Origin of the sequence: Syntrophomonas palmitatica JCM 14374 (assembly GCF_001311885.1) — a bacterium.
GTDB classification, from domain to species: Bacteria; Bacillota; Syntrophomonadia; order Syntrophomonadales; family Syntrophomonadaceae; genus Syntrophomonas_A; species Syntrophomonas_A palmitatica.
Window position 1 is genome coordinate 42,074 of the sequence record NZ_BBCE01000004.1, and the last position, 22,444, is coordinate 64,517.

Consider the following 22,444-nt stretch of genomic DNA (forward strand, 5'->3'; position numbering starts at 1 on the left):
TATTATTCAAAACGCAGGGCTTCAATGGGATCGGAGCTGGCTGCTTTGCGTGCCGGATAATAGCCGAAAAACAAACCTATCATCAGAGCAAAACCCATGGAAACAGCTATCAGCCATGGCGCAACCTTCATCTTCAAATCTGTCCAAATACTAAGTAATTGCGCGGTGCCGCACCCCAGGATTACGCCGATGGCACCCCCGATGAAACAGAGCAATAATGCTTCAATTAAGAACTGGGTTAGTATAGCCCGGGTCGTAGCGCCGATGGCCATACGAATTCCTATTTCCCTGGTGCGTTCCGTAACTGAAACCAGCATAATGTTCATAATGCCGATACCACCCACCAGCAGCGACACCGCTGCGATGCCGCCTAATAGGAAGCTCATCATTTTGGTCGTATCTTCGATGCTGGATAAAATTTCTTCCATGTCACGAATCTGAAAATCATCGTCAGCGGTGTCTGCCAACCGGTGGCGCTGGCGCAAAAGGGTGGTTATAAAATCCTGTAATGTGCTCAAGGCTTTTTGGCTGGTGGCCTGCACATTGATGCTGCGTACAGTTTGCGAACCTAACAGTTTTTGTTGGGCGGTTGTAATGGGTACGTAAATGATGTCATCCTGGTCTGACCCCGCGCTGTCGCCTTTTTCCTCCAGCACACCCACTACGGTGAAGTTTAAACCATTTATGCCGATGGTTTGGCCCAGCGGATTGGACCCATTAAACAGATTGGTTACTACGGTCTGTCCCAAAACCGCTACCGGTTTTAAGTTATTGACATCTTCCTGCGTAAAAAAGGAACCCTGGACAGCAGGCCAGTTCTTAATGGTTTGCAGTTCAGGCACCGTACCGTCTACGGTTGTACTCCAGGTATTACTGCCCAGAGTGATGGTGCAATTATTTGTGCTGGCTTCCGCAGCCACGTATTTTACCAGGGGCAGATCCTTTATGGCTTCTACGTCTCCCATAGTCAAAGTAGAACCGCCTGCGCCTCTCATAGTTCCGCTGAACCGGGCTGAGGAAATGGTCAGCAGATTTGCTCCCATGCTGGATAATCTGTCGGTAATCCCTGAGGCGGTTCCCTGGCTCAAAGACACCATTACGATTACGGCCCCGACGCCGATAATTACCCCCAGCATAGTAAGAAAAGACCGCATCTTATTAGCTAACAAGCTTTGCCAGGCCATTTTAAGACTTGACAGGATATCCATGAATTATCCCCCTTTATTGACTATACGGCTTGTATTTGGGCTTGGAGAGGTTTTAAAACCTGTTCTTCGGCCACGACCAAACCGTCACTTAATCGAATAATCCGCTGGCAGTGCTGAGCAATATCTGGTTCGTGTGTGACAATCACTACGGACAGACCCTGTTCGCGATGCAGATACTGTAATAAAGCCATAATTTCTTCGCTGGTCGCAGTATCCAGGGCCCCGGTGGGCTCGTCAGCCAGCAACAGTCCAGGTTGATTGATTAAAGCCCTTGCTATGGCTACTCGCTGCTGCTGTCCTCCGGATAGCTGCCGGGGCAGGTGATGCTCTCGGCCCTCCAGCCCCACCAGGCTCAGCATTTTGCGGCCTCGTTTATCCCTTTCCCGGGCAGAAACACCGGCATATACCAGGGGCAGACAAACATTATCTATGGCATTCAGCCGACCCAGCAGGTTGAAATTTTGAAATACGAATCCTATCAGTATATTGCGCAAGCGTGCCAACTGGATTTTGTCCAGGGACATAACGTCCTGCCCGGCAAATATATAACTGCCGGCGTCGGGTTTATCCAGGCATCCCAGGAGGTTCATCAGGGTGGATTTGCCAGAGCCGGAGGAACCCATGACAGCCAGCATTTCGCCGCTCTGCACATTTAAAGATACGGAACGCAGAGCATGAACCGGTTCACCGGCGCCGTAATAGGTTTTCTTAATGTTTTGCAAAGTGATTAGATTCTTGCTCATAACAAAATCCCCCGTTTAATACCAGAATAGATATACCTGTATTAATCCATTAAAATCCGCGTGCATTTTCGTTATAGGCTTTAGAAGCCTGGAGGCGGGCCTCCCATGCCCCCGCCGGGCCCGTTGTTATTGTTACGGGTGCGGCTATTTGATTTGGTGTTATTAGAAGACGCAGAACTGCTGGTATTACTGCTCTGGCTGACACCCACTACTACTTTGTCACCTTCACTTAAACCCTTGATAACTTCATAATTCGAGTTGTCACTTATACCCAATACTACAAAAACAGCTTCTGGCTTCTGGTTTTTTAATACCAATACCTTGGCTGGCCTGATGTTTTGTCCGCTGGAAACTGGTTGCCTCGCTGCGGACCTTTTAGTCCAGGATTTCTGGCTTGAAGATGATGCAAAACCAGGTTGGGTCTTTGTATTGGCAGCCTGGCTTTTCAGGTAGGTCTGAGCATACGTAACTGCCATCATAGGAACGGTTAAGACGTTGGTTTTTCTGGCCAGAATGATTTGGGCTGTAACTGTCATGCCGGAATGAAGCCGCTGCTGCGGGTCCTTACAGGATATGCGGACAGGATAATATTGTACATTGTTGACCGTTGAGGCTTCTGGAGTAATTCGCTCCACCTGGCCCTGAAATGTCTGACCGGGGTAAGCGCTGCTGGTAAACTCTACTTCCTGGCCGATTTTAATGCGCCCGATATCAGCCTCGTTGACCAGGGCATTGAGCTGCAGTTCTTCACTCATTACGGTTAATAGAGTGCTGGTGCTGCTGTTGATTCCGTTTATCTGACCTACCTGCCCGTTTACCGCCCCGATGATGCCGTCAAAGGGAGCGATTAAGGTTGCTTCGGTCAGGTCTGCTCGGGCCTGCTGCAGTTTGCTCTGGTCAGCAGCCAGCTTGGCTCGGGCGGCAGCCACATCCAATTCGCTTTTACGCAGGTCATCTTTGGCGGTGTCCATATCTGTTTGCGCCAGAGCTCCTGCTTCCAGCAGCTTCTTCTGCTGGGCAAAGGTGCGCTGTTTGGTTTCGTAGCTGAGAATCGAGCTCTGCAGATTTATTTCATCCTGGGCAGCAGTATTTTCGGCCTGCTCCAGGGCTGTTTTTAATGAGTTGGCGTCCTGTTCCGCCAGAATTTGGCCTTTAACCACTTTGTCACCGGGGTTAACATTAATGGATACAATATTGCCGTCATTTTTAAAGCCCATTTCTGATTTCCTGACCGGTTCAAGGGTTCCGGTAGCTTCAACCGAATTGGTGATGGTAGCCTTGCTAACGGTCATGGTCAGGCAGGAATTGTCCTGCTCGGCAATAAGGTATTTATACGCACCAAAAGCAGCTAACCCTAGCATTATAAGTACCGTGAATATGCCAAGCAGTTTTTTGGGCCTGGACGTGCCATTGATGCGGTTTTTGAGAACGGCTTCAACATTGCGATCATTCAGAAAGGTAAAATCAGGGCGCTCTGGAAAGGTCTCATTTACAGCTTCGAGGTTAGGGTTTTCCGGCATAAGCATACACTCCCGCATAACATTTTTATTTCCTTTAATGGCTGCTGCTAATATACACTGCATTTATTATCCAGGCAGAGGCTTAAACTACGCTGAATAAAAGCTGAATAAATAATAAAAATCTGCGGGACGGTTCCAAAGCTGTTTTCAAGCATGATTTCTTAAAACACTTTATAAATTTTCAGGTTTAATTCAGCCACTGTTCAGTTAAATAGGAGATAATATACTCAAAAATATGCAGGTGGTGAATCCTGGCATGCAATGGTTAAAGGGAATTAAGATATTGATAGTGGATGATGAACCGAATATAGTGCAGTTTCTGGAGTTAGGCCTGCAAAATGAAGGCTTTGATGTACAGACCGCTGCGGATGGGATGGCGGCTATGAATATCCTGCAGCAGTTTCATCCGCATATAGTTATACTGGATGTTATGATGCCGGGTATGGATGGGTTTGAAGTATGCCGAATGTTAAAACGGTCCGATAACGTAGCCGTTATTATGCTCACCGCCCGGGATGAAGTCGATGACCGGGTAAAAGGGTTAAACCTTGGAGCAGACGATTATATGGTCAAGCCTTTCAGTTTTGAAGAGCTTCTGGCGCGAATTAATGCCAGACTGCGCAATCAATTCCCCCATTTATTCGGGGAGGTCGTGATTGGACCTTTTGGCATAGATGACCGGCGTAAAGAAATCAAATACAATGATCGGGTCCTGGAACTTTCGCCGACTGAGTTTGAACTGTTAAAATTTATGGTTCTGAATCATGGTCTGGTCTTAAGCAAGGATTTGATCCTTGACAGGGTATGGGGTTATGATTTCTGCGGAGAAAAAAACATAGTCGAGGTTTATATTCGTTCGCTGCGAGACAAATTGAACGACAAGGAACATACTCTAATACGCACCCTGCGCGGAGCAGGGTACAGGGTTGATGTGTCATGATAAACCAGATTAAAACACGGCTCGGGTATTATCTATACCCCAATTCCCTGCGCATGCAATTATTGTCACGCCTATTGATAATTCTGGCTCTTTTGCTGGTGCTTATCGGGCTTTTTCAATACATCTTTATGCGTGATGTCGTATACAGAAACAAAGCCGCCAGTCTGCAAAGCCAGGTTATGTCCATTCCGCCCCCTGCCTGGGAGTTTTTTAATAATGACCAGGAAATGGTTTCGCCCGATCGGCCGCTGGTTTTTGTCCATGAAGCCGCGCTGGCTTTCATTGATGCAAACGGTCAATATTCATTATTATTAAGGGGAAGGGATGGGGTTAAACCTCCGCAATTGCAGCCCTATGAATATAAGGCTGCGCTCAATGAACAACCTGCTCCGCATTACCACGTGACAAGTACGGGCGGGGTTGAACAACTGGTGGTCTTGCGCCCGGTGCGTTCATTCACCGGAGAGGCTGCCGGTGTAATTGAAATCAGCACCCCGACTGGTCCCCTCAAGGAACTGCTGATTCATCAATTGCTGACCTTTTTATTCCTGGCCTTAAGCGCATGATATTTGGTTTACTGTGTTTTTTGCCGGTAATAAACAAAACCCTGGCGCCTTTATCGAGGATGGTAGATACTGCCGAACAGATTGACGCCGGTAATTTAGACCGTCGGTTTCCCACCCGACAGGGACAGGTGGAGATAGACAGCCTGGCGGATTCGTGCAACGGCATGCTGGAACGCTTGGAAGCGTCTTTTGCCGCCGAAATAGAAACCAAAGAGCAGATGCGGCGGTTTATTGCGGATGCCTCGCATGAACTCCGTACCCCATTAACATCGATTAATGGGTTCCTGGAAATCCTGCTGCGGGGGGCTGTAAACCAACCTGAACAACTGGATAAATCTCTGAAAAGCATGTACAGCGAATCGCAGCGTCTTACAAAATTGGTGCATGACCTGCTGCTTTTAACCAGGTTGGATCGCCAGCCTCATCCGGTATTAACCGAAGCAGCTCTTGACCGGGTTCTAAAAGATATGGAAGAGCAGCTTCGTATTTTGGCGGGAAAAAGAAAACTTGACCTGACAGTAGAAGAAAACGTGGCGGCTAAGATAGACACTGATCAAATAAAACAGGTCGTACTTAATTTATTCCAGAATGCGGTGCAGCATACGGACGCTTTCCAGGGGGAAATACAGGTATCTCTGGTTAAAAAAGACCAGGGAGCTGAATTGGCTGTAAGAGACAACGGGCCTGGCATTAGCGAGACCAACCTTCCGCATATATTCGAACGTTTTTATCGCAGCGATTCTTCCCGCACGCGCAAATATGGAGGCGCAGGTTTGGGGTTATCCATCACCAAATCGATTGTCGATTTACATGGGGGGCATATCTGGGTTGACAGCCGAGAGGGAGCCGGGAGTACTTTCCATGTCTGGCTGCCTGCCTGTTCGAAACGTTTAAATCCAGAATCAGGCACAAATATTGAATAGTGTATTGCTAAACGATAGATAGATATGGAGTAAAATACTACAAATAAAAACTTTGCCAACAGGGGTCTGGCCTCGTTTGAAGCCAGGCCCTTTTGCGCATATTGACAGATAATATATACCATATTTGCTTTTATCCATGGTTCATCAAACCAAAGGGAAGCTGTTTGAAATGTCCCTTCTTTCATTTTTTTTCAGCCTGCTTTCAGTCCCTGCTTCGAAAACCTTCAGTAAATTTTAAGAGATAATTCAGGATACGGGTTTACTATTGGATAGATATTCCTGCAAGGAGGAAGGGAATTGAAGCTGCTTTTAATCGCCCCGCTCAATAAAGAGAATAACCGTATGGTTAAAGCCCTCAAACAAAACCACTACAGCCTGGACTGGGCCGGCAGTGTTGTAAATGGTTTAGAAGCACTGGAGATAAACCGGTACGATGTAGTTATTTTAGAGTGGGATCTGGGAGGAGAAGACTGCCTAAGCGTTTTAACAGGTCTTCGCCAGCAAGGAAACACCAGCGATCCTTGTCCTCTCGCAGCGGGGGGATGTGCAAAGTCGGGTGCAAGCCCTGGACAACGGGGCTGATGATTACATGCCCAAACCGGTCGAAAACGAAGAACTAATGGCGCGTATAAGGGCTTTATATAGAAGAAATCCGGAGGTTTACAATACAAGTGAATTTATAATAGGTGCATTATCGTTCTATCCTGAGCAATGTCTTATTAAACAAGGCGGCAACCAGGTGGCGCTAACCTTAAAAGAATCCATGATTCTTGAACTGCTGACCAAAAATATAAACCAGGTGGTTACTAAAGAACAATTGCTGCAGCGAGTGTGGGGGTTTAACCATGATGTTGAAATTAATAATATTGAGGTTTATATATCTCACCTGAGAAAGAAGCTGAAGGCTTTTCAAGCGGATGGCTGCATTCAGACTGTCCGGGGAGTGGGGTATTGTTGCCTGGATATAAAGAACTGAAAATCATTTCTGGACCGGTAATAATCCCAAACTGAAAATTTACTGAATATGGCAAGTATTTAAGCTTGGTTTAAGTTTAATTCTCGATAGAATCTTCAAACCGGGAATGGCGATAGCAATGCTGTCCAACCTGCGGAGGTGATGCAACCCAATATTTTATGAAATGTTAGGCATTTCATCGTTAATTTATAATTATTAGTTCACAATTAATTGCTCGTGTTGATTATTTTAAGCAAATGCCTATTGCCATGACCCAATACCTATAGAAAGGAGTATAAGGTGATGAATACGATTAGCAGTTACCTATCAAGTATCAGTTGGTATTCACAAATGGGCAGCCTGTCTAACAGATTGGGACAGCAGGCAGCCTGCAGTCAGAAGCAACAGAGCGGCGACAGCGTGCAGATTTCAGCTCCAGCCCTGGCCATGAATAAATTTAATCAGTCGTCACTGTTGGACAAAGTCACCAGCATATTGGATAACCTGGTTAGTGACGGTACTATCAGCGAGGAGCAGGAGAGCGCGGTTTTAGAGGCTTTTCAAACGGCCATGACCGAAGCTGCGGGGAAGGAAACTGAGGAACCCAATCCAGCCAGCGATCCCCTGGCCGGGTTAGTAGCTGACAAAACCATAACCAGCGCTCAGCAAGAGGCCATTAAAAGCGCCTTTGAAGCTGTTATGGGTCCGCCGCCTCCCCCACAAATGAACGCGGCCCCTGGTCAATCTGTTGATCCGCTGGACAGCCTGGTAAATGATAAGACGATAACTCAGGCCCAACAGGAAGCCATTAAAAAGGCCTTTGAATCAGCCATCGCTTTAAGGCAGAACCGCAGCGCCGCGGAAACGGTAGATCCGCTGGACAGCCTGGTGAAAGATGGAACCATTACCGAGGAGCAGAAGAACGCAGTCAAAGGGGCGTTGCAATCATCCCGTCCCGCACCGCCCCCGCCGCCTGTAAAGGATGATGAAGACGAGGATCTGCTGGACAGCCTGGTTGCTAATGGAACCATAACTGCAGACCAGGAAACTGCAATAAAAAAGGCCTTTGAGGAAGCTATAAAAAGTTATAGCCTGGCCATGAATTACAACTTGATATAAATAATCTTTATTAAGGGTAAAAACAGCCTTTGTACATGGGATGACCAGGTATAGGGGCTGTTTTTTTAATTTTTCAGCGATTATTCAGCTTTCGTTTTGTTGTTGTTCAGTTATGCTTAAGGCGCAATTCAGATAGGGCGTTTATGATGAGATTACTGAGTATTTTCAGGGGTATTTAACCCACCACGATAGACGAAAAGCGTTAGGCTGGGAAAGATTGCCGCGTCGCTTAGCTCCTCGCAACGACAAATACGCAGTCTTCATAAAAATGATTAATACAGATTATAACACCGCTCAGGTTTATATGGCTGCAGGACCTATTTGCGGCGGTGATTTAAGAGGATGGCTGTGACAAAATACTGACGGGAGGAAAAAACAAATGAGAAAGCCCACACGACATTATGACGCAGTCTTGATTTGCATCGCAATTCTTTCAGCCTTTTTGAATAGCTTCTATATCTGGAAAAATACCTATGCCAATGCGTACTATACCGCGGCTGTAACCAGCATGCTGCAGAGCTGGCATAACTTTTTCTATGCTTCGCTGGACCCGGGCGGTTTTATAACGGTCGATAAACCCCCGGTGGCTTTTTGGATTCAGAGTGCTTTTGCTTATGTTTGCGGCGTTCATGGCTGGAGCGTGATCCTGCCGCAGGCCCTGGCCGGAGTGGGTTCGGTCCTGCTGCTGTATTATTTGGTTAAGCCAAAATTCGGGAAAACGGCGGCCCGTTTAGCCAGTCTGGTCATGGCATGTTCACCGATTGCCGTTGCGGTGAGCCGTACCAATAATATTGACAGTATGCTGGTTTTCACTCTCCTCCTGGCGGTATGGCTGCTGTTTTTGGGGGTGCGCAGGCAAAAAACGTCCTGTATTATTGGCGCCTTTGCCATGATCGGATTGGGCTTCAATATGAAAATGCTGCAGGCCTATATGGTGGTGCCGGCCTTTTACCTTTTCTGCCTTTTAGCCGGCAAGAGCGGCTGGAAAAAGAAACTGGCCGTCCTTGCGGGGGCTACGGCCGTTTTGCTCCTGGTGTCTCTATCCTGGGCAATCGTTGTTGACTCCATTCCCGAAGAAAACCGCCCCTACATCGGCAGCAGCCGGACAAATTCCGTCCTGGAGCTGGCTCTGGGCTATAACGGCCTGCAGCGATTAACCGGAATGAATCCAGGCGGAAACGTTCCGGGAAGAAATGATAATAAAATGTCTCCAGGGCAGCCGACGCAGCCTAAAAATAATACCCAGGACAATAGTGCCGACAGCGGTGCAAACGCAACTAAAAATAACAGCGAAAAAAACAATACTGCACAAATACAAGATTTCCCTCCTTTTAACCAGCCGCCCGCTAACTTTGCTCCCAATGGACCGCCGCCGCAGGGTTTTAATCCTGGCCCAAGCGGAGACGGGGGAGAGAAGTGGGTTCCTGGCGGCGATGATGGACCTCATCCAGGCGGAGGCGGTAATTTCGGTACCGGCCAGGCAGGTCCGTGGCGGTTGTTTCAAAGTGAGCTTTCATCACAGATCAGCTGGTTTTTGCCCTGGGCAGCTCTGGCGGCTATAGCTTTGCTGAGCGGGCTGCGCCGCCGCAAACCGCTCACCGACCAGGAAAATGAAACCCTGTTCTGGCTGGCCTGGCTGGTTCCGGGGATGGTGTTTTTCAGCATGGCAGGATTCTTCCATCATTATTATCTGATAATGCTGGCACCTCCTATTGCGGCTTTGACCGGAGCAGGTTTTGTGAAAATGTGGCGGCTGTACCGCCGGCAGGAAGGGTGGCTGCGGTGGCTGCTGCCCCTGGCGATAACCGCCACCACAGCCTTTGAGTTATATATCCTGCAGCCTTATGCAGAACAAATCGGGTTGTATTGCCTGATTGCCCTGGGGACGGCAGGGGCTGTTTCCGCTTTGGCCTTAATGTTTACGGCCCGCAGAGAGAAACTGGCTTCAATCGCGGCCACGGCAGCAGTCCTGGTATTGCTGGCAGCACCATTATATTGGGCGGCCACGCCCATTTTATACGGTGACAACTGTATGCTTCCGCAGGCCGGACTGCGCCAGGCTGGTTTCAGCGGAGGGCTGCGGCAGCCCGGCGCTGAAAATAGCAAAGCCATACCTGACCACCGGCAAAACAAACAGAACAATCCTCGACCGGGAGGCCCGGGCGCAACGCAATCCGGGGTAAATAAGAAGTTGGTAGAGTATCTAAGCAAAAACAACCGCGGCACAAAGTATTTGTTTGCCACTACGGAGACATCTGCGGCTGAATCATACATCATCAGCGGTTATACGGTAATGCCTATGGGAGGTTTCAGCGGCAGCGACCCGGCGCTCACCGTAACCAAGCTGCAAAAAATGATTAAAAATAATGAGGTTAAGTATTTCTTAATTTCATCGGGAGGCAGAGGCGGCAGCAATGAAGTATTAAGCTGGATACGTGAGAACAGCAGCGAGGTTCCCGCTTCAGAATGGCAGGATGAGGCTGATCTCAATAAAACCAGGGATGCATTTGGAGCCCGGGGCTGGGATGGCCAGGCCACTTTGTACAAGATAAACGAATAGGCCCGGAGGTGATAAGATGAGCCTTTATAGTGTTATTATTCCAGTCTATAACGAAGAAGCGGTAATACGCGAAAGCTATCGGCGCTTAAAAGCGGTTATGGATACCCTGGCCGAGCCTTATGAATTGATTTTCATCAACGATGGCAGCCAGGATAAGACGGCCCAGATTATAGAAGCATTGGCCCGGAAGGACCAGTCGATACGCCTGCTGAGTTTTTCCAGGAATTTTGGGCATCAAATCGCTATAACCGCTGGTATGGATTATGCTCGCGGTCAGGCCGTCATTATAATCGATGCTGATTTGCAGGACCCGCCGGAAATCATTCCTGCCATGATTGCTAAATGGCGGGAAGGTTATGAAGTCGTTTATGGAAGACGTTTGCAGCGTAAAGGAGAAACCCGTTTTAAGAAATGGAGCGCCAGGGTTTTTTATCGCACCCTGCGGGCCTTGACCGAGGTGGACATTCCCCTTGATACCGGCGACTTTCGCCTCATGGACCAAAAGGTCGTGGAAGCTATGCGCACCATGCGGGAGAAAAACCGCTTTGTGCGCGGGCTGGTGAGCTGGGTGGGGTTCAGACAAACGGCGGTTGATTATGTCAGGGAGGAGCGTTTCGCCGGAGAAAGCAAGTATCCTTTGAAGAAAATGCTGTGCCTTTCCATAGACGGGATTACGTCGTTTTCATATAAACCATTGAAACTGGCTGCCTATTTGGGCTTTATTGTGTCCTGCGCCAGTTTCATCTACCTGTTAATTTCCCTGGCGCAGAAAATATTTACCGACAGCGCCGCAGCCGGGTGGACATCATTGATAGCCTGCATCCTGCTGCTCAATGGAGTAATACTGCTTATGCTGGGGATTATCGGCGAATATATCGGCCGGATATTTGAGGAAAGCAAAAACCGTCCCCTGTATATTTTACGCCAGCAGCCCGAACTTGAGCCGGGTACAAACGAGGAGGCGCGATGGAATGTCTCATAAGAAACAAAGCCGGCAATTTTTGCGTTTCTGTACCGTTGGCGCCGGCAATACCCTGGTGGACCTCAGTTTATTCTTCCTGCTGACCCTGGGGCCAGTGCCTTACCTGTTGGCACAGGTACTGGCTTACAGCGCCGGGGTTGTCAACAGTTTCATCTTTAATCGTTATTGGACCTTTCGGGTCAAGGGGAGAAGCAGCCTGGCAGAGATAACAAGGTTTATAATTGTAAACGGGATTTCCCTGGCTTTTACTTCTGGATTGCTGGTTATACTCTGTGAGGCAGGCCATACCGCTCTCTGGCTGGCTAAAACAACAGCTACCGGTGCGGGCATTATATTAAATTTTATCGGCAGCAGGTGGGTGTTTGCCGATAAAGGTATAATTCAGCGTCACCCTGCGGACTGTAATTTTTAGGGAGGAATCTGTATGCAGCCGGTTTTGGTTACCGGAGGGGCTGGGTATATCGGCAGCCATACCGTACAAGCACTGGCGCGATCACAAATCCCGGTAATTGTATTGGATAATTTAAGCAGCGGCCACCGGGAAGCGGTTTGTGTTCCGCATTTTTACCAGGGTGATATTGCCGATTCAAGGCTAGTGGAACATATTATCAAGGAGCACGGGATTAGATCGGTTATCCATTTTGCCGCCCGCAGCCTGGTAGGCGAATCATTTGTCAAACCAGAATATTATTTCCGGGAAAATACCATCAAATCATTTGCGTTTTTTGATACGGCCATAAAAAACGGGGTAAAAAATGTGGTTTTTTCTTCTACCGCCGCTGTTTATGGGGCGCCTGGCTACCAGCCCATTGTTGAGGAAACGGTTCTCTCTCCGATCAATCCGTACGGAGCCTCCAAACGCATGATAGAGGAATACCTGGAGTGGCAGGGCAGGACCCATGACGTCAGGTGGGTGACCCTGCGTTATTTCAATGCGGCCGGGGCGTCCCTGGATTGCAGCCTGGGAGAAGATCATCATCCCGAAACCCACTTGATTCCGCTGGTTATGCAAACCCTGCTGGGCATGAGAGATAAAATAGCGCTATACGGCAGTGATTATCCTACCATTGACGGGAGCTGCATTCGTGATTACGTCCACGTTGTCGATTTGGCCGAGGCGCATGTGGCGGCTTTAAACGCCCTGGAAAACGGCTTGGAAAAAGGGGTGTTCAATGTTGGTACGGGAAAGGGCTTATCGGTACTGGAGATTATAAAGAAATCATCCGGTGTTGCCGGGCGAAGGCTGAAAATCGATTATGAAGACCGCCGGCAGGGAGATCCGCCGGTACTTATAGCTGACAGCACTTCGATCCAGAAAACCCTGGGCTGGAAGCCCCAGTACAGCGATTTGGAGACGATTCTCGTAAGCGCGTGGAATTGGCACAGTTCTCATCCCTCTGGTTTTTGACTTGTTCAAAAACGGCAATTCCCTGTATGATATAAGATATGATCAAAAAGTAATACTAAGGAAAGCGCCATGGAAATAAATTTTATAACCCTGTGGGATATTTTCATTCATGTTGACAAGTATCTTACATATCTGATTCAAAATTACGGAATAGCCACCTATCTGATTATATTCCTGATTATTTTCTGTGAAACGGGTCTGGTAGTAACTCCTTTTCTGCCGGGAGACTCCCTGATATTTGTGCTGGGAGCCCTGGCTGCCAGTGGGGAGATAAATGCCCTGGCTATTGGCGGGGTGTTAATGCTGGCATCGATAATAGGGAATATCTGCAACTACGAAATAGGGAAGTTTATTGGACCGCGGGCTTTCGAAAATGAAAACCCGCGCCTGTTCAAAAAGGAATACCTGGTTCGGACCCATGAGTTCTTCGAAAAACATGGCGGCAAGACTATTGTCATCGCCAGGTTTATGCCTATAATTCGCACCTTTGCTCCTTTTGTAGCCGGAATCGGACAGATGAATTATAAACGCTTTTTATTTTATAACCTAGTTGGTTGTGTGGCTTGGGTTTTAACCTTCATGATCGGCGGATATTCCTTCGGCAATATACCGGCTGTGGAGAGGAACTTTACCCTGGTCATTTTCGGCATTATTCTGATTTCGCTTTTACCCGCCGTCATTGCCTCCATACGTCAATCAAAAGCCTCATAATAATTAGGGTTAGAACCTCAAACAAATAAGTCATGAAAATAAATATTTGGATAACTTTAGTTTTTTCAGGAGGCCAATCTGAAATAATATATAAAAAAGACCAAAAGCATCTGTTTGGAGGGTTGGCATGGAAAAAGCAGTGGTAAGGCAGCTTGTGCGGGATACGAAACGATATGCCGGGCAGGAAGTGGAAGTCAGCGGGTGGATAAGGACCAACCGCGATCAGAAATCATTCGGTTTCATAACCTTGAATGACGGCAGTCACTTTAACAGCGTACAGATTGTCTATGAAAAGGACACCCTGGATAATTACGATGATACAGCCAGGTACAGGTTGGCACGGCTATAACCGTAAGGGGTCAGCTGGTTGAAACCCCACAGGCCAAACAGCCTTTTGAAATAAAAGCGCGGCAAGTTGTTCTGGAAGGCGATGCCCCGGAGGACTATCCCATTCAGCCCAAGCGCCACACCCGCGAGTTCTTGCGAGAAGTGGCCCATTTGCGGCCGCGTACCAATCTATTCGCAGCGGTTTTTAGGGTGCGTTCTCTGCTGGCCTACGCTATTCATCAGTTCTTCCAGGAGAGGGGTTTTGTATATGTGCATTCCCCGATAATAACCGCCAGTGACGCCGAAGGGGCGGGAGAAATGTTTCGCATCACCACCCTGGACTCAGGAAAACCCCCGCTGACTGATACTGGGGAGGTGGATTTTTCCCAGGATTTTTTTGCCCGCAGGACCAACCTTACCGTCAGCGGGCAGTTGGAAGCCGAGGCCTTTGCCCTGGCGTTAAGAGACGTTTATACCTTTGGGCCGACATTTCGCGCTGAGAATTCCAATACTGCCCGTCATGCCGCTGAATTCTGGATGATTGAACCCGAAATCGCTTTTGCCGATTTGCAAGATGATATGCGGCTGGCGGAAGATATGGTTAAATATCTTATCCAATATATTTTGCGAAACGCTCCGGAGGAAATGAACTTTTTTAATGAATTCGTGGATAAAGGATTGGCAGACCGGCTGCAAAAGATTATAAACGCTGAATTTGCGCGAGTAAGTTATACTGAGGCCATTAAAATCCTGGCAGAATCAGGGGAAGAGTTCGAATATCCCGCGGTCTGGGGCCATGACCTGCAGACCGAACATGAAAGGTATTTGACCGAAAAGGTCTTTCAAAAGCCTGTGTTTGTAACCGATTACCCCAAGGATATCAAGGCTTTTTATATGCGGCTAAACGATGATGGCAAAACCGTGGCGGCCATGGATTTGCTGGTCCCGGGGGTGGGGGAACTGATCGGCGGCAGCCAGAGGGAAGAGCGGCTTGAACTCCTGGAACAGAGAATGGAAGAATTGAATATGCAGCACAAGGAATTGTGGTGGTACCTGGAACTGAGAAAATACGGGGGGGTAAAACACGCCGGATTCGGGCTGGGCTTCGAGAGGCTGGTCATGTATGTGACTGGAATGAGCAATATCAGGGACGTAATCCCTTTTCCGCGGACGGTGAAGTCATGCGAGTTCTAGGTTAATGGGGCCGGAAACCCGGCCCCATAAGACAAATGAATTAATCTGCGCTGACTGGCGTTTCCAGAGTGACCTCCTGCATGCGTTGGGCGAGCAGCGGTTTGTCGCGAAAATCCCTGTCAACATTAACTATGCGGTCAACCTCCTCCATACCTTCGAGCACCTGGCCAAAGGCCGCATAATCCCCGTCCAGGTGCGGTGCTTTTGCTACCATGATAAAAAACTGTGAACCCGCTGAATTGGGATTAGAGCTGCGGGCCATGGAGATGACGCCCCGTTCGTGTTTCAGCGGGTTTTTAAACCCGTTGGAAGCGAATTCACCTTTTATGCCATAGCCGGGGCCTCCGGTGCCGGTACCCTGGGGACAGCCCCCCTGGATCATAAATCCGGGGATTACGCGATGAAAAGTAAGTCCGTCATAAAAGCCCTGTTCCACCAGTTTTACAAAATTAGCCGTTGTCTCCGGTGCGGCTTCAGGCTGCAGCGCGATTCTTATCAAGGCTCCATTTTCCATAGTAATCTTAACTATGGGGTTTTCACTCATAATAGTTCTCCTTTCTGATTTGGCAATATTAATATTATAGCAATATATAGCAGAATAAACCGGCCCATATTACCGCTATTTACGTTTCGCAACGAAAATTGAGCGGTTAAGCGCGAGGCAAGTTCGTTAATAATCGCGGATTTTACTCCCCCAGGGTCAGCTTTTTTTGCCCATCTTTTTCCCAGCTTTATGATAGAACCATATAAATAGTGCTATAATATTTAACGATATATGTATAAGGTTTTGCAAAAAAATGCAGCCACACTAATTTGCCGTCAAGGAGGAAGCAAAATGACCGCTGACAATTATGCAGAAGCTGGCAAACCTGCAGGCGATGAAACGGGTATCGAAGGATCAGGTTCAGGGCGGCCCGTTAACTTCGTTCAAAATATAATTACGGATGATCTTAAACAAGGAAAGAACCAGGGCCGGGTGCACACCCGTTTCCCCCCGGAGCCGAACGGCTACCTGCACATAGGACATGCCAAGTCAATCTGCCTTAATTTTGGTCTGGCCGCAGCCAACGGAGGTTTATGCAACCTGCGTTTCGATGATACCAACCCCAGTAAAGAAGAAGTGGAGTTTGTGGAATCCATTCAGGAAGATGTACGCTGGCTGGGCTTTGACTGGGAAGAACGTCTATTCTACGCTTCAGATTATTTTGAGAAGTTGTACGAGTATGCGGTACAGCTGATAAATAAAGGGAGGGCCTATGTATGTGACCTCACCGCGCAGGAAATTAAAGACTACCGGGGAACCTTGACTGAGCCGGGTAAGGAAAGCCCTTACCGCAACCGCAGCGTGGAGGAAAACCTGGATCTTTTCACCCGGATGCGCAATGGCGAATTTCCGGATGGGTCAAGGGTGCTGCGGGCCAAGATCGATATGCTTCGCCCAATTTAAACATGCGTGACCCGGTAATATACCGCATTCTGCGTTCCACGCATCATCGTACCGGAGATGACTGGTGCATCTATCCTATGTATGATTATGCCCACCCGTTATCTGACGCCCTGGAGGAAATAACTCATTCAGTCTGCACCCTGGAGTTTGCCGATCACCGGCCTCTTTATGACTGGTGCCTTGACTATGTGGATTACTCTGCTGAAGCCCAGGGCCGCCCGCAGCAGATTGAGTTTGCGCGCTTAAATCTCAGCCATACGGTTATGAGCAAACGCAAGCTCAGGGAATTGGTTGAGCAAAAATATGTCAGAGGATGGGATGATCCCCGTATGCCAACCATTTCTGGACTCAGAAGGCGCGGCTATACCCCGGAGTCGATACGCGATTTTTGCGAACGTATCGGAGTGGCTAAACGCAACAGCATGGTGGACATTGCCCTCCTGGAGCATTGTATCCGCGAAGACCTTAACCTGCGTGCTTCCCGGGTCATGGCTGTATTAAAACCGCTCCGGGTAATAATAGACAACTATCCCGAAGGACAGGTAGAATGGCTGGAAACTGAAAACAACCCCGAAAATCCTGCTATGGGAACGCGCAAGATACCCTTTTCCAGGGAAATATTCATTGAACAAGAAGACTTTATGGAAAACCCGCCCAAGAAATATTTCCGTTTGCAGCCTCACGGGGAAATCCGTTTGAAAAGCGCGTATATTATTAAATGTGAACGGGTGGTTAAGGATGCAAACGGAGAAATCCTGGAGGTGCACTGCAGTTATGATCCCGAGTCCAAAAGCGGAGGAGCCACCGCTGGGCGCAAGGTAAAAGGGACTTCACACTGGGTGTCCGCCAGCCATGCCATTAAGGCGGAGGTCAGATTGTATGAACATCTATTTCTGGCGGAGAATCCTGATGAAGCAGAAGGGGATTACAGAAGCCTCTTAAATCCTGATTCGCTTCAGATACTGGAAGGATGCCTGGTGGAACCGGGGCTGGCCGAAGCAGAAGTATTCAGCAAATTCCAGTTTCTCCGGCAGGGTTATTTTAATGTTGATCCCGATTCAACCCGGGAGCGGCCGGTGTTTAACCGCATCGTTTCCTTGCGGGACAGCTGGGTCAAAGTGAAAAACAACGCCTAACATCATTGAGCCGGCGAAAACCTGATTTAGGGCGGATATATTTAGCTGTCAACCATTACATTTTTTATGGCCTGCAGGAGTTTTTCTTCAGTTACAGGTTTTATAATGTACTGTTTGGCTCCGTTTTTTAATGCCTGCAGGATCATCTTTTTCTCATCCAGGGCGCTTATTACTATGATCCTGGCTTCCGGGTAAGAGGTTAGTATTCTCGTTATAGCGTCATTGCCATCCATAACCGGCATGCTTATATCCATTGTGACAATATCGGGATGTTCCTTGCCGTACAGCAGAAAAGCCTGTTCACCGTTGGCGGCTTCGCCTACCACTGTATGTCCGGCCCGTGACAGCAGCATATTTAGGCTTCTTCTCATTACACTTGAATCATCAGCAATAAGTATTCTTGCCATCTTCATTTTCCTCCCCGGACGGGTGGTTTATTAAAGCAAAACTCAGTGTCATGCGGTAGTCTTCAGCTTCCAGTTTGTTGCTGGATATCTGGGAAAGGGGATGACGAATAACAACCCCCTTATCACAGAATATAACCGGACTGACCATAGAAATCAAATCCTGGTACTTGCCCCAGTTTTTCATGGAATTGCCCAGAATAATATTCGCGCATTCCACCAGCATATCCGGATAAAGCTGTTCCTTTTCTTCAGGGTTTACAGCATCGGCTACGAAAATACTTAATAATTTATCACTTAAAGCGTCACTAAAAGATATTATGGCAATAGCCTGGTAAACGCCATGAATAGCCAGAAGCACACTTGTATCAGGCATTACCATGTTTTCGTTTTGATATCCCGCGTCGACTTCATTAAGAACCAGCCCTAGCTGTTCCAGGAGAAAAGCCGAAGCGCTTTCAGTTAGCGAAGCTATAATTGTGGGCAGATCAATGCTCAACCTGTATTCCTCTGCCAATAGCGGCAAATCAAACACGAATTGACATCCCTGCCCGGGCAGATTTATGATGCGAACCTTTCCTCCTATCTTTTCAGTCTCTGTTCTTACCGCAGCCAGACCTACGCCTCTGCCTGACAAAAGGGTGCTTTTTTCATGGGTGGAAAACTCATCAACAAAAATAAGTTCAATGAGCTGATCATCGGAGAGGGAAGGTGCTTCTTCAGAACTGATTAAACCCTTTTGTACAGCTTTTTCACGGATCTTTTCAAGGTTTAGGCCGCGTCCGTCGTCAGCAATGCTCAATATTATACGCTGTTCCCACTGCATAACATGGCAGCTAATGCTTCCGGGCGGGTTTTTGCCCAGGGCCAACCGTTCCTCTATATCCTCAATCCCATGGTCTATAGAGTTGCGGAAAATGTGCACCAGGGACTTGGTAAAATCCCGGAAGTAGTCGCTATCGACCAGAATATCGTCACCTTCAATATTAAAGGGGAATATCTGTTTCCCTTGCCGGCTGGCCAGTCTTTCGGCATATTCCGGATATGATTTTATCAGTTCTTTAAACGATTTATATTTTAATTTTTTCAGGCTGTGCAGAAGCTCGTCATATTGTGAAGAGGAGAGAATTTTTGACATATAATCTTCCAGTTCTATAAGCCGGTCTTCACTGATGACAAAGTTTCCTTTCCGCTGCAGGACATCCTGGCCGGTCATGCTGCGTACTATCTTAAGATCTTCGTCAAGATGGGCAAAAAGATCAAAATTCTGCAGCAGGCTGATGATTTCAGCTATATTGGCGTTCATTTTGCGTTTTTCAATAATGGCCGTTTCCAGCTTATGCAGGGCTTCTACCACGGTGGATACGTCGAATTGGCTGAAGTTTCCTTTAAAAGTATGAATATTTCTTAAAGTATCGGTAACAATCACGTCAAAATACTTATTTTCCTTCAGTAACTGCGGGAGCTCACAATCGATGAAATACTGAAAGTCTTCAATGCATTTTAACAGATCCTGCTGGTTGACAATGGTTTTTACAACCATGCTGAACATGTTCTTTTCCTCTTCCAGTTGTCTCTGCAATTCGCGTTTTTCGGTGATGTCGGTGAGAATCACGATAATTAAGTGATTCTCATCCAGGCGATAGCCGGGCGCCTTCTTATATTCGATACTGATGCAGCGGCCATGCAGATAGATTTCTTCCGGCAAAAGACTGAGGTATAAATCATATTTATCCGGATCGCTTTCCTGCAGGACTTTAGCAAAGACCTCCTGCATAAAATCACGCTGTTCCTCGTCGCCGGCGTATAAAAGGTCTGCCAAACGGAATCCCGCCGGGTTCTGCCCCAGAATTTGACGGCATTCCAGGCTGTTTTCATTTAAAATCAGCTGGTCCTCGCCAAAGGACAAAAAGCCCTGGCCCACGTTATTGAACAGGTTTTCCAACTGCCGGTTCTTTTCTTCCAGAATATGATTGCCTTCAGCCAGGCTTTGGGTCATGGCTTCAAGTTCCGCATTCTGAAACTCAAGCTTATCGTTTTGCTCCTGCAGGGTTACAGACCACTCTTTAAGCTGTAAATTGCTTTTGCACAGAGCTTCCTCGGCGCGAACGCGTTCGCGGATTTCATTCTGCAAGGCCAGGGTGGGCCTTAGATCTTGAGCGACAAGGACATAGCACAAAAGGTCGCCGAAATCATCTCTGACCGCCGAAGCGGTTAGCTTGACCGGTATTAGCAAACCGTTGCTGCATTTTAATTCTGTTTCCACCTGATAATGGATAGCAGCGTCTCGCTGTAATTCTTCCTGAATGGCAGCCATTTCACCGGTATGAGCGGTAATAATCTTCAGCTCTTCATTCAGCAGGACATCTTCCTGATAATTAAGCAGTTTGTTAACCGCCTGGTTCACGTTAATTATTTTGCCTGAGGGATTAATTAGAATGGCCAGATCGGAAATGCTGTCGATAATGGCGTTGGCAGCTATCGAAGGACTTAAAACCATGAGCCGGTATTTGGTTATAGAAACCCACAAGCCATAGGCCCAGACCAGCCAGAGAACTACAGGCATTTTAGGCACGGAGGTATAACCGAGAGCCGGCCCCAGGGTTTCACTGGCAAAGGCCAGGAGAGTCCCCATGAAGGTACACCATCCCACCAGCCAGGCCTGCTTCTTTTCTCGCATCAAAACCGCTTTTTTGCCCCAACGGTAGACAATGACAATGCTTATAATAATGCAGAATACATAGAAAAGGGCATAAGACCAGTAAAGCGGCGAATTAACCGCGTTGAGCGGGCTCCAGCCGAAATCTTCATAAATGAGGGTTGTAGCGGTTACCCCCCGGGTCATTCCCAGGAACATAAAAACAACCGCTGGTATGTATATAAGGAAAAGCAGGAAACGATTTTTCGGCTGTTTTAATTTGCCGGTGAGGACCAGATTAAAATGCAGCAACAGCGCAGGTCCCAGGCACCAGCCCGGAGCGGAATATCTGAACCATAGCCAGGCGGTTTCCTGGTTAGGTGCCGGAAACATGAAGGCAATACAAAAAGCCCAGATAGCGCATGACATGCAGAGCGCGAAAAAAATCCAGCTTAAATTAGTGCGGGGTTTTAAACGCAGAACATAGACGCCCAGATAAACATAAACGACAAACGCCAGAAAGGTTATTAATGAAACCAGGAACACCCAGTAAGCCTCCTGTACCCTGACACCATTCTTAACAGATAAATGAGAACGCAAGGCTCCCTGCAGCGGATAATGTTTTCAGGGTCAAAATTTAGCAATTCCTGCTATGCCAGATAATATTAATTAATTCATTAATTGAGATCTGAATTCCTGCAAAGATGAAGCCAAAACCTCAAGTTTTAAAAAGTTCGCGCCTGGCTTCGGGAGAATATACAGATATGCGGTATACCCGCCGCATGAGATTATTTGGGGGTCGATTCAGCTGGGCCTTCATGGCTGCGAAAATTTCCGGGGAATCATCGCTTTCGATAGGATTGCCATGAGCCAACAGCAGAGTCGAAGCATGCAAAGCCGCCAGGCGGTCGTATGAATAAGCCATCTTATCTGGAAATAGTATCGGCATAGGCAGCAGCTTCTTGCCCTTAATATTACAAATAAGATCAGCCAGATAGAGAACCCGTTTCTCATGGTGGTAAAAAACCAGATCATGCAAGGTGTGGCCGGGTACGTACATAGCCTGCCAATCACTGAACCCGGGCAGCCTTTGACCATCATCCAGGAGAAAATCTGGTTTAATAACGCGATCAAAAAGCATTTTTTCACACTTGCGCCGGTTATGCCGCGCAACGTTGCGGGCCATGTAACAATCAAATTTATGCTGCAGGGACCCTCCAATACCTGAATACCAAAGGTCAACATCCCGGTGGGCAGCGACCGGGATGTTGTATTTTTCACGCAGAACCTTAGCTCCTCCGCAGTGATCAGGATGCATGTGTGAAACGGCGATGAGCTTTATATCAGAAGGTGACAGGCCGTTCCTGCGGCAGTATTCTTCAATACGGCGCACATCGTTAATACAGCCGCTGTCAAAAAGCAATAAGCCATTATCGTATTGAAACAGATAAATATTTGCAATATATCCTTCAATTTTGTGGATGGTGAAGCTGGATGAATCCACGTATTCATACCTTTCTTTATGAATCAATCGTGAGTTATGTGGAAGATGAGGTTAACATTGGAATTGTTCATATACAAAATATTATCATAGATTTTTATCTTATATGCAATTAAGACTTAAGATGATCACTTTAGGGGTAGACATAATCTCTAATATAGA

At 47.6% G+C, this 22,444-nt stretch carries 18 protein-coding genes and 2 pseudogenes; 13 read left to right on the top strand and 7 right to left on the bottom strand.

Going from position 1 to position 22,444, the window contains the following annotated elements; genetic code table 11:
• Positions 1-2: 2 nt before the first annotated feature.
• The 3 genes from JCM14374_RS03265 to JCM14374_RS03275 form a co-directional block, all read right to left on the bottom strand.
• Positions 3-1,208, bottom strand: coding sequence for an ABC transporter permease (locus JCM14374_RS03265; protein WP_054693425.1), 1,206 nt, complete (start codon positions 1,206-1,208; stop codon positions 3-5).
• A 20-nt stretch (positions 1,209-1,228) separates the two neighbouring features.
• Positions 1,229-1,951 carry an ABC transporter ATP-binding protein gene (locus JCM14374_RS03270; RefSeq protein ID WP_054693428.1) on the bottom strand — a complete coding sequence of 241 codons (723 nt, stop codon included), beginning with the start codon at positions 1,949-1,951 and terminating at the stop codon, positions 1,229-1,231.
• 80 nt (positions 1,952-2,031) lie between these two features.
• A complete protein-coding gene (locus JCM14374_RS03275; RefSeq protein WP_083453837.1) occupies positions 2,032-3,534 on the bottom strand; it encodes an efflux RND transporter periplasmic adaptor subunit in 1,503 nt (500 codons plus the stop codon).
• Positions 3,535-3,727: 193 nt separating this feature from the next.
• On the opposite strand from JCM14374_RS03275, the gene JCM14374_RS03280 reads away from it, so the two are divergent.
• The 12 genes and pseudogenes from JCM14374_RS03280 (at position 3,728) to asnS (ending at position 15,156) form a co-directional block, all read left to right on the top strand.
• A complete protein-coding gene (locus JCM14374_RS03280; protein WP_054693680.1) occupies positions 3,728-4,411 on the top strand; it encodes a response regulator transcription factor in 684 nt (227 codons plus the stop codon).
• A complete protein-coding gene (locus tag JCM14374_RS15595; RefSeq protein WP_369397279.1) occupies positions 4,408-4,977 on the top strand; it encodes a hypothetical protein in 570 nt (189 codons plus the stop codon). The genes JCM14374_RS03280 and JCM14374_RS15595 overlap by 4 nt, the downstream gene beginning before the upstream one ends.
• Positions 4,978-4,997: 20 nt before the next feature.
• Entirely contained in the window at positions 4,998-5,900 is a 903-nt protein-coding gene (locus JCM14374_RS15600; RefSeq protein WP_369397280.1) for a HAMP domain-containing sensor histidine kinase, read from the top strand.
• 297 nt (positions 5,901-6,197) lie between these two features.
• The gene (locus tag JCM14374_RS03290) at positions 6,198-6,482 is read left to right on the top strand and encodes a response regulator (protein ID WP_054693434.1); all 285 of its coding nucleotides are present in this window, start codon (positions 6,198-6,200) and stop codon (positions 6,480-6,482) included.
• Positions 6,445-6,876: a response regulator transcription factor gene (locus tag JCM14374_RS03295; protein ID WP_083453838.1), complete on the top strand. Its 432-nt coding sequence runs from the start codon at positions 6,445-6,447 to the stop codon at positions 6,874-6,876. Before JCM14374_RS03290 ends, JCM14374_RS03295 begins: the two co-directional genes overlap by 38 nt.
• A 282-nt stretch (positions 6,877-7,158) precedes the next feature.
• The gene (locus JCM14374_RS03300) at positions 7,159-7,974 is read left to right on the top strand and encodes a transcription initiation factor IIA subunit 2 family protein (protein WP_054693441.1); all 816 of its coding nucleotides are present in this window, start codon (positions 7,159-7,161) and stop codon (positions 7,972-7,974) included.
• A gap of 379 nt (positions 7,975-8,353) precedes the next feature.
• Positions 8,354-10,534, top strand: coding sequence for a glycosyltransferase family 39 protein (locus JCM14374_RS03305; RefSeq protein WP_054693445.1), 2,181 nt, complete (start codon positions 8,354-8,356; stop codon positions 10,532-10,534).
• A 16-nt stretch (positions 10,535-10,550) separates the two neighbouring features.
• Positions 10,551-11,516, top strand: a complete 966-nt coding sequence (locus JCM14374_RS03310; RefSeq protein WP_054693448.1) for a glycosyltransferase family 2 protein — start codon at positions 10,551-10,553, stop codon at positions 11,514-11,516.
• Complete coding sequence (locus tag JCM14374_RS03315; protein WP_054693451.1) at positions 11,506-11,928, top strand: GtrA family protein; 423 nt, start codon at positions 11,506-11,508, stop codon at positions 11,926-11,928. Before JCM14374_RS03310 ends, JCM14374_RS03315 begins: the two co-directional genes overlap by 11 nt.
• Before the next feature lie 12 nt (positions 11,929-11,940).
• Complete coding sequence (gene galE / locus JCM14374_RS03320) at positions 11,941-12,924, top strand: UDP-glucose 4-epimerase GalE (RefSeq protein ID WP_054693455.1); 984 nt, start codon at positions 11,941-11,943, stop codon at positions 12,922-12,924.
• A 75-nt stretch (positions 12,925-12,999) separates the two neighbouring features.
• Positions 13,000-13,635 carry a DedA family protein gene (locus JCM14374_RS03325; protein ID WP_054693681.1) on the top strand — a complete coding sequence of 212 codons (636 nt, stop codon included), beginning with the start codon at positions 13,000-13,002 and terminating at the stop codon, positions 13,633-13,635.
• 127 nt (positions 13,636-13,762) lie between these two features.
• Positions 13,763-15,156 (top strand): annotated as a pseudogene (gene asnS, locus JCM14374_RS03330) (asparagine--tRNA ligase).
• Positions 15,157-15,196: 40 nt separating this feature from the next.
• Here asnS and JCM14374_RS03335 read toward each other — a convergent pair.
• The gene (locus JCM14374_RS03335) at positions 15,197-15,700 is read right to left on the bottom strand and encodes a peptidylprolyl isomerase (protein WP_054693458.1); all 504 of its coding nucleotides are present in this window, start codon (positions 15,698-15,700) and stop codon (positions 15,197-15,199) included.
• Between the two features lie 291 nt (positions 15,701-15,991).
• On the opposite strand from JCM14374_RS03335, the pseudogene JCM14374_RS03340 reads away from it, so the two are divergent.
• Positions 15,992-17,739, top strand: a pseudogene (locus JCM14374_RS03340) (glutamine--tRNA ligase/YqeY domain fusion protein).
• A gap of 41 nt (positions 17,740-17,780) precedes the next feature.
• Here the strand turns inward: JCM14374_RS03340 and JCM14374_RS03345 are convergent.
• The 3 genes from JCM14374_RS03345 to JCM14374_RS03355 form a co-directional block, all read right to left on the bottom strand.
• Complete coding sequence (locus JCM14374_RS03345) at positions 17,781-18,146, bottom strand: response regulator (RefSeq protein WP_054693460.1); 366 nt, start codon at positions 18,144-18,146, stop codon at positions 17,781-17,783.
• Positions 18,124-21,327 (bottom strand): ATP-binding protein, encoded by a 3,204-nt coding sequence (locus JCM14374_RS03350; protein ID WP_054693462.1) that lies wholly within the window; start codon positions 21,325-21,327, stop codon positions 18,124-18,126. The genes JCM14374_RS03345 and JCM14374_RS03350 overlap by 23 nt, the downstream gene beginning before the upstream one ends.
• A gap of 172 nt (positions 21,328-21,499) precedes the next feature.
• Positions 21,500-22,285 (bottom strand): MBL fold metallo-hydrolase, encoded by a 786-nt coding sequence (locus tag JCM14374_RS03355; protein WP_054693465.1) that lies wholly within the window; start codon positions 22,283-22,285, stop codon positions 21,500-21,502.
• Positions 22,286-22,444: the final 159 nt, after the last annotated feature.

What these genes read in the sequence shown, in the direction of transcription:
- galE (WP_054693455.1), top strand. Translation starts at nt 11,941, where the DNA reads ATGCAGCCGGTTTTGGTTACCGGAGGGGCTGGGTATATCGGCAGCCAT.
- JCM14374_RS03310 (WP_054693448.1), top strand. Translation starts at nt 10,551, where the DNA reads ATGAGCCTTTATAGTGTTATTATTCCAGTCTATAACGAAGAAGCGGTA.
- JCM14374_RS03270 (WP_054693428.1), bottom strand. Translation starts at nt 1,951, where the DNA reads ATGAGCAAGAATCTAATCACTTTGCAAAACATTAAGAAAACCTATTAC.
- JCM14374_RS03265 (WP_054693425.1), bottom strand. Translation starts at nt 1,208, where the DNA reads ATGGATATCCTGTCAAGTCTTAAAATGGCCTGGCAAAGCTTGTTAGCT.
- JCM14374_RS03315 (WP_054693451.1), top strand. Translation starts at nt 11,506, where the DNA reads ATGTCTCATAAGAAACAAAGCCGGCAATTTTTGCGTTTCTGTACCGTT.
- JCM14374_RS03275 (WP_083453837.1), bottom strand. Translation starts at nt 3,534, where the DNA reads ATGCAGTGTATATTAGCAGCAGCCATTAAAGGAAATAAAAATGTTATG.
- JCM14374_RS03305 (WP_054693445.1), top strand. Translation starts at nt 8,354, where the DNA reads ATGAGAAAGCCCACACGACATTATGACGCAGTCTTGATTTGCATCGCA.
- JCM14374_RS03280 (WP_054693680.1), top strand. Translation starts at nt 3,728, where the DNA reads ATGCAATGGTTAAAGGGAATTAAGATATTGATAGTGGATGATGAACCG.
- JCM14374_RS03335 (WP_054693458.1), bottom strand. Translation starts at nt 15,700, where the DNA reads ATGAGTGAAAACCCCATAGTTAAGATTACTATGGAAAATGGAGCCTTG.
- JCM14374_RS03300 (WP_054693441.1), top strand. Translation starts at nt 7,159, where the DNA reads ATGAATACGATTAGCAGTTACCTATCAAGTATCAGTTGGTATTCACAA.
- JCM14374_RS03345 (WP_054693460.1), bottom strand. Translation starts at nt 18,146, where the DNA reads ATGGCAAGAATACTTATTGCTGATGATTCAAGTGTAATGAGAAGAAGC.
- JCM14374_RS15595 (WP_369397279.1), top strand. Translation starts at nt 4,408, where the DNA reads ATGATAAACCAGATTAAAACACGGCTCGGGTATTATCTATACCCCAAT.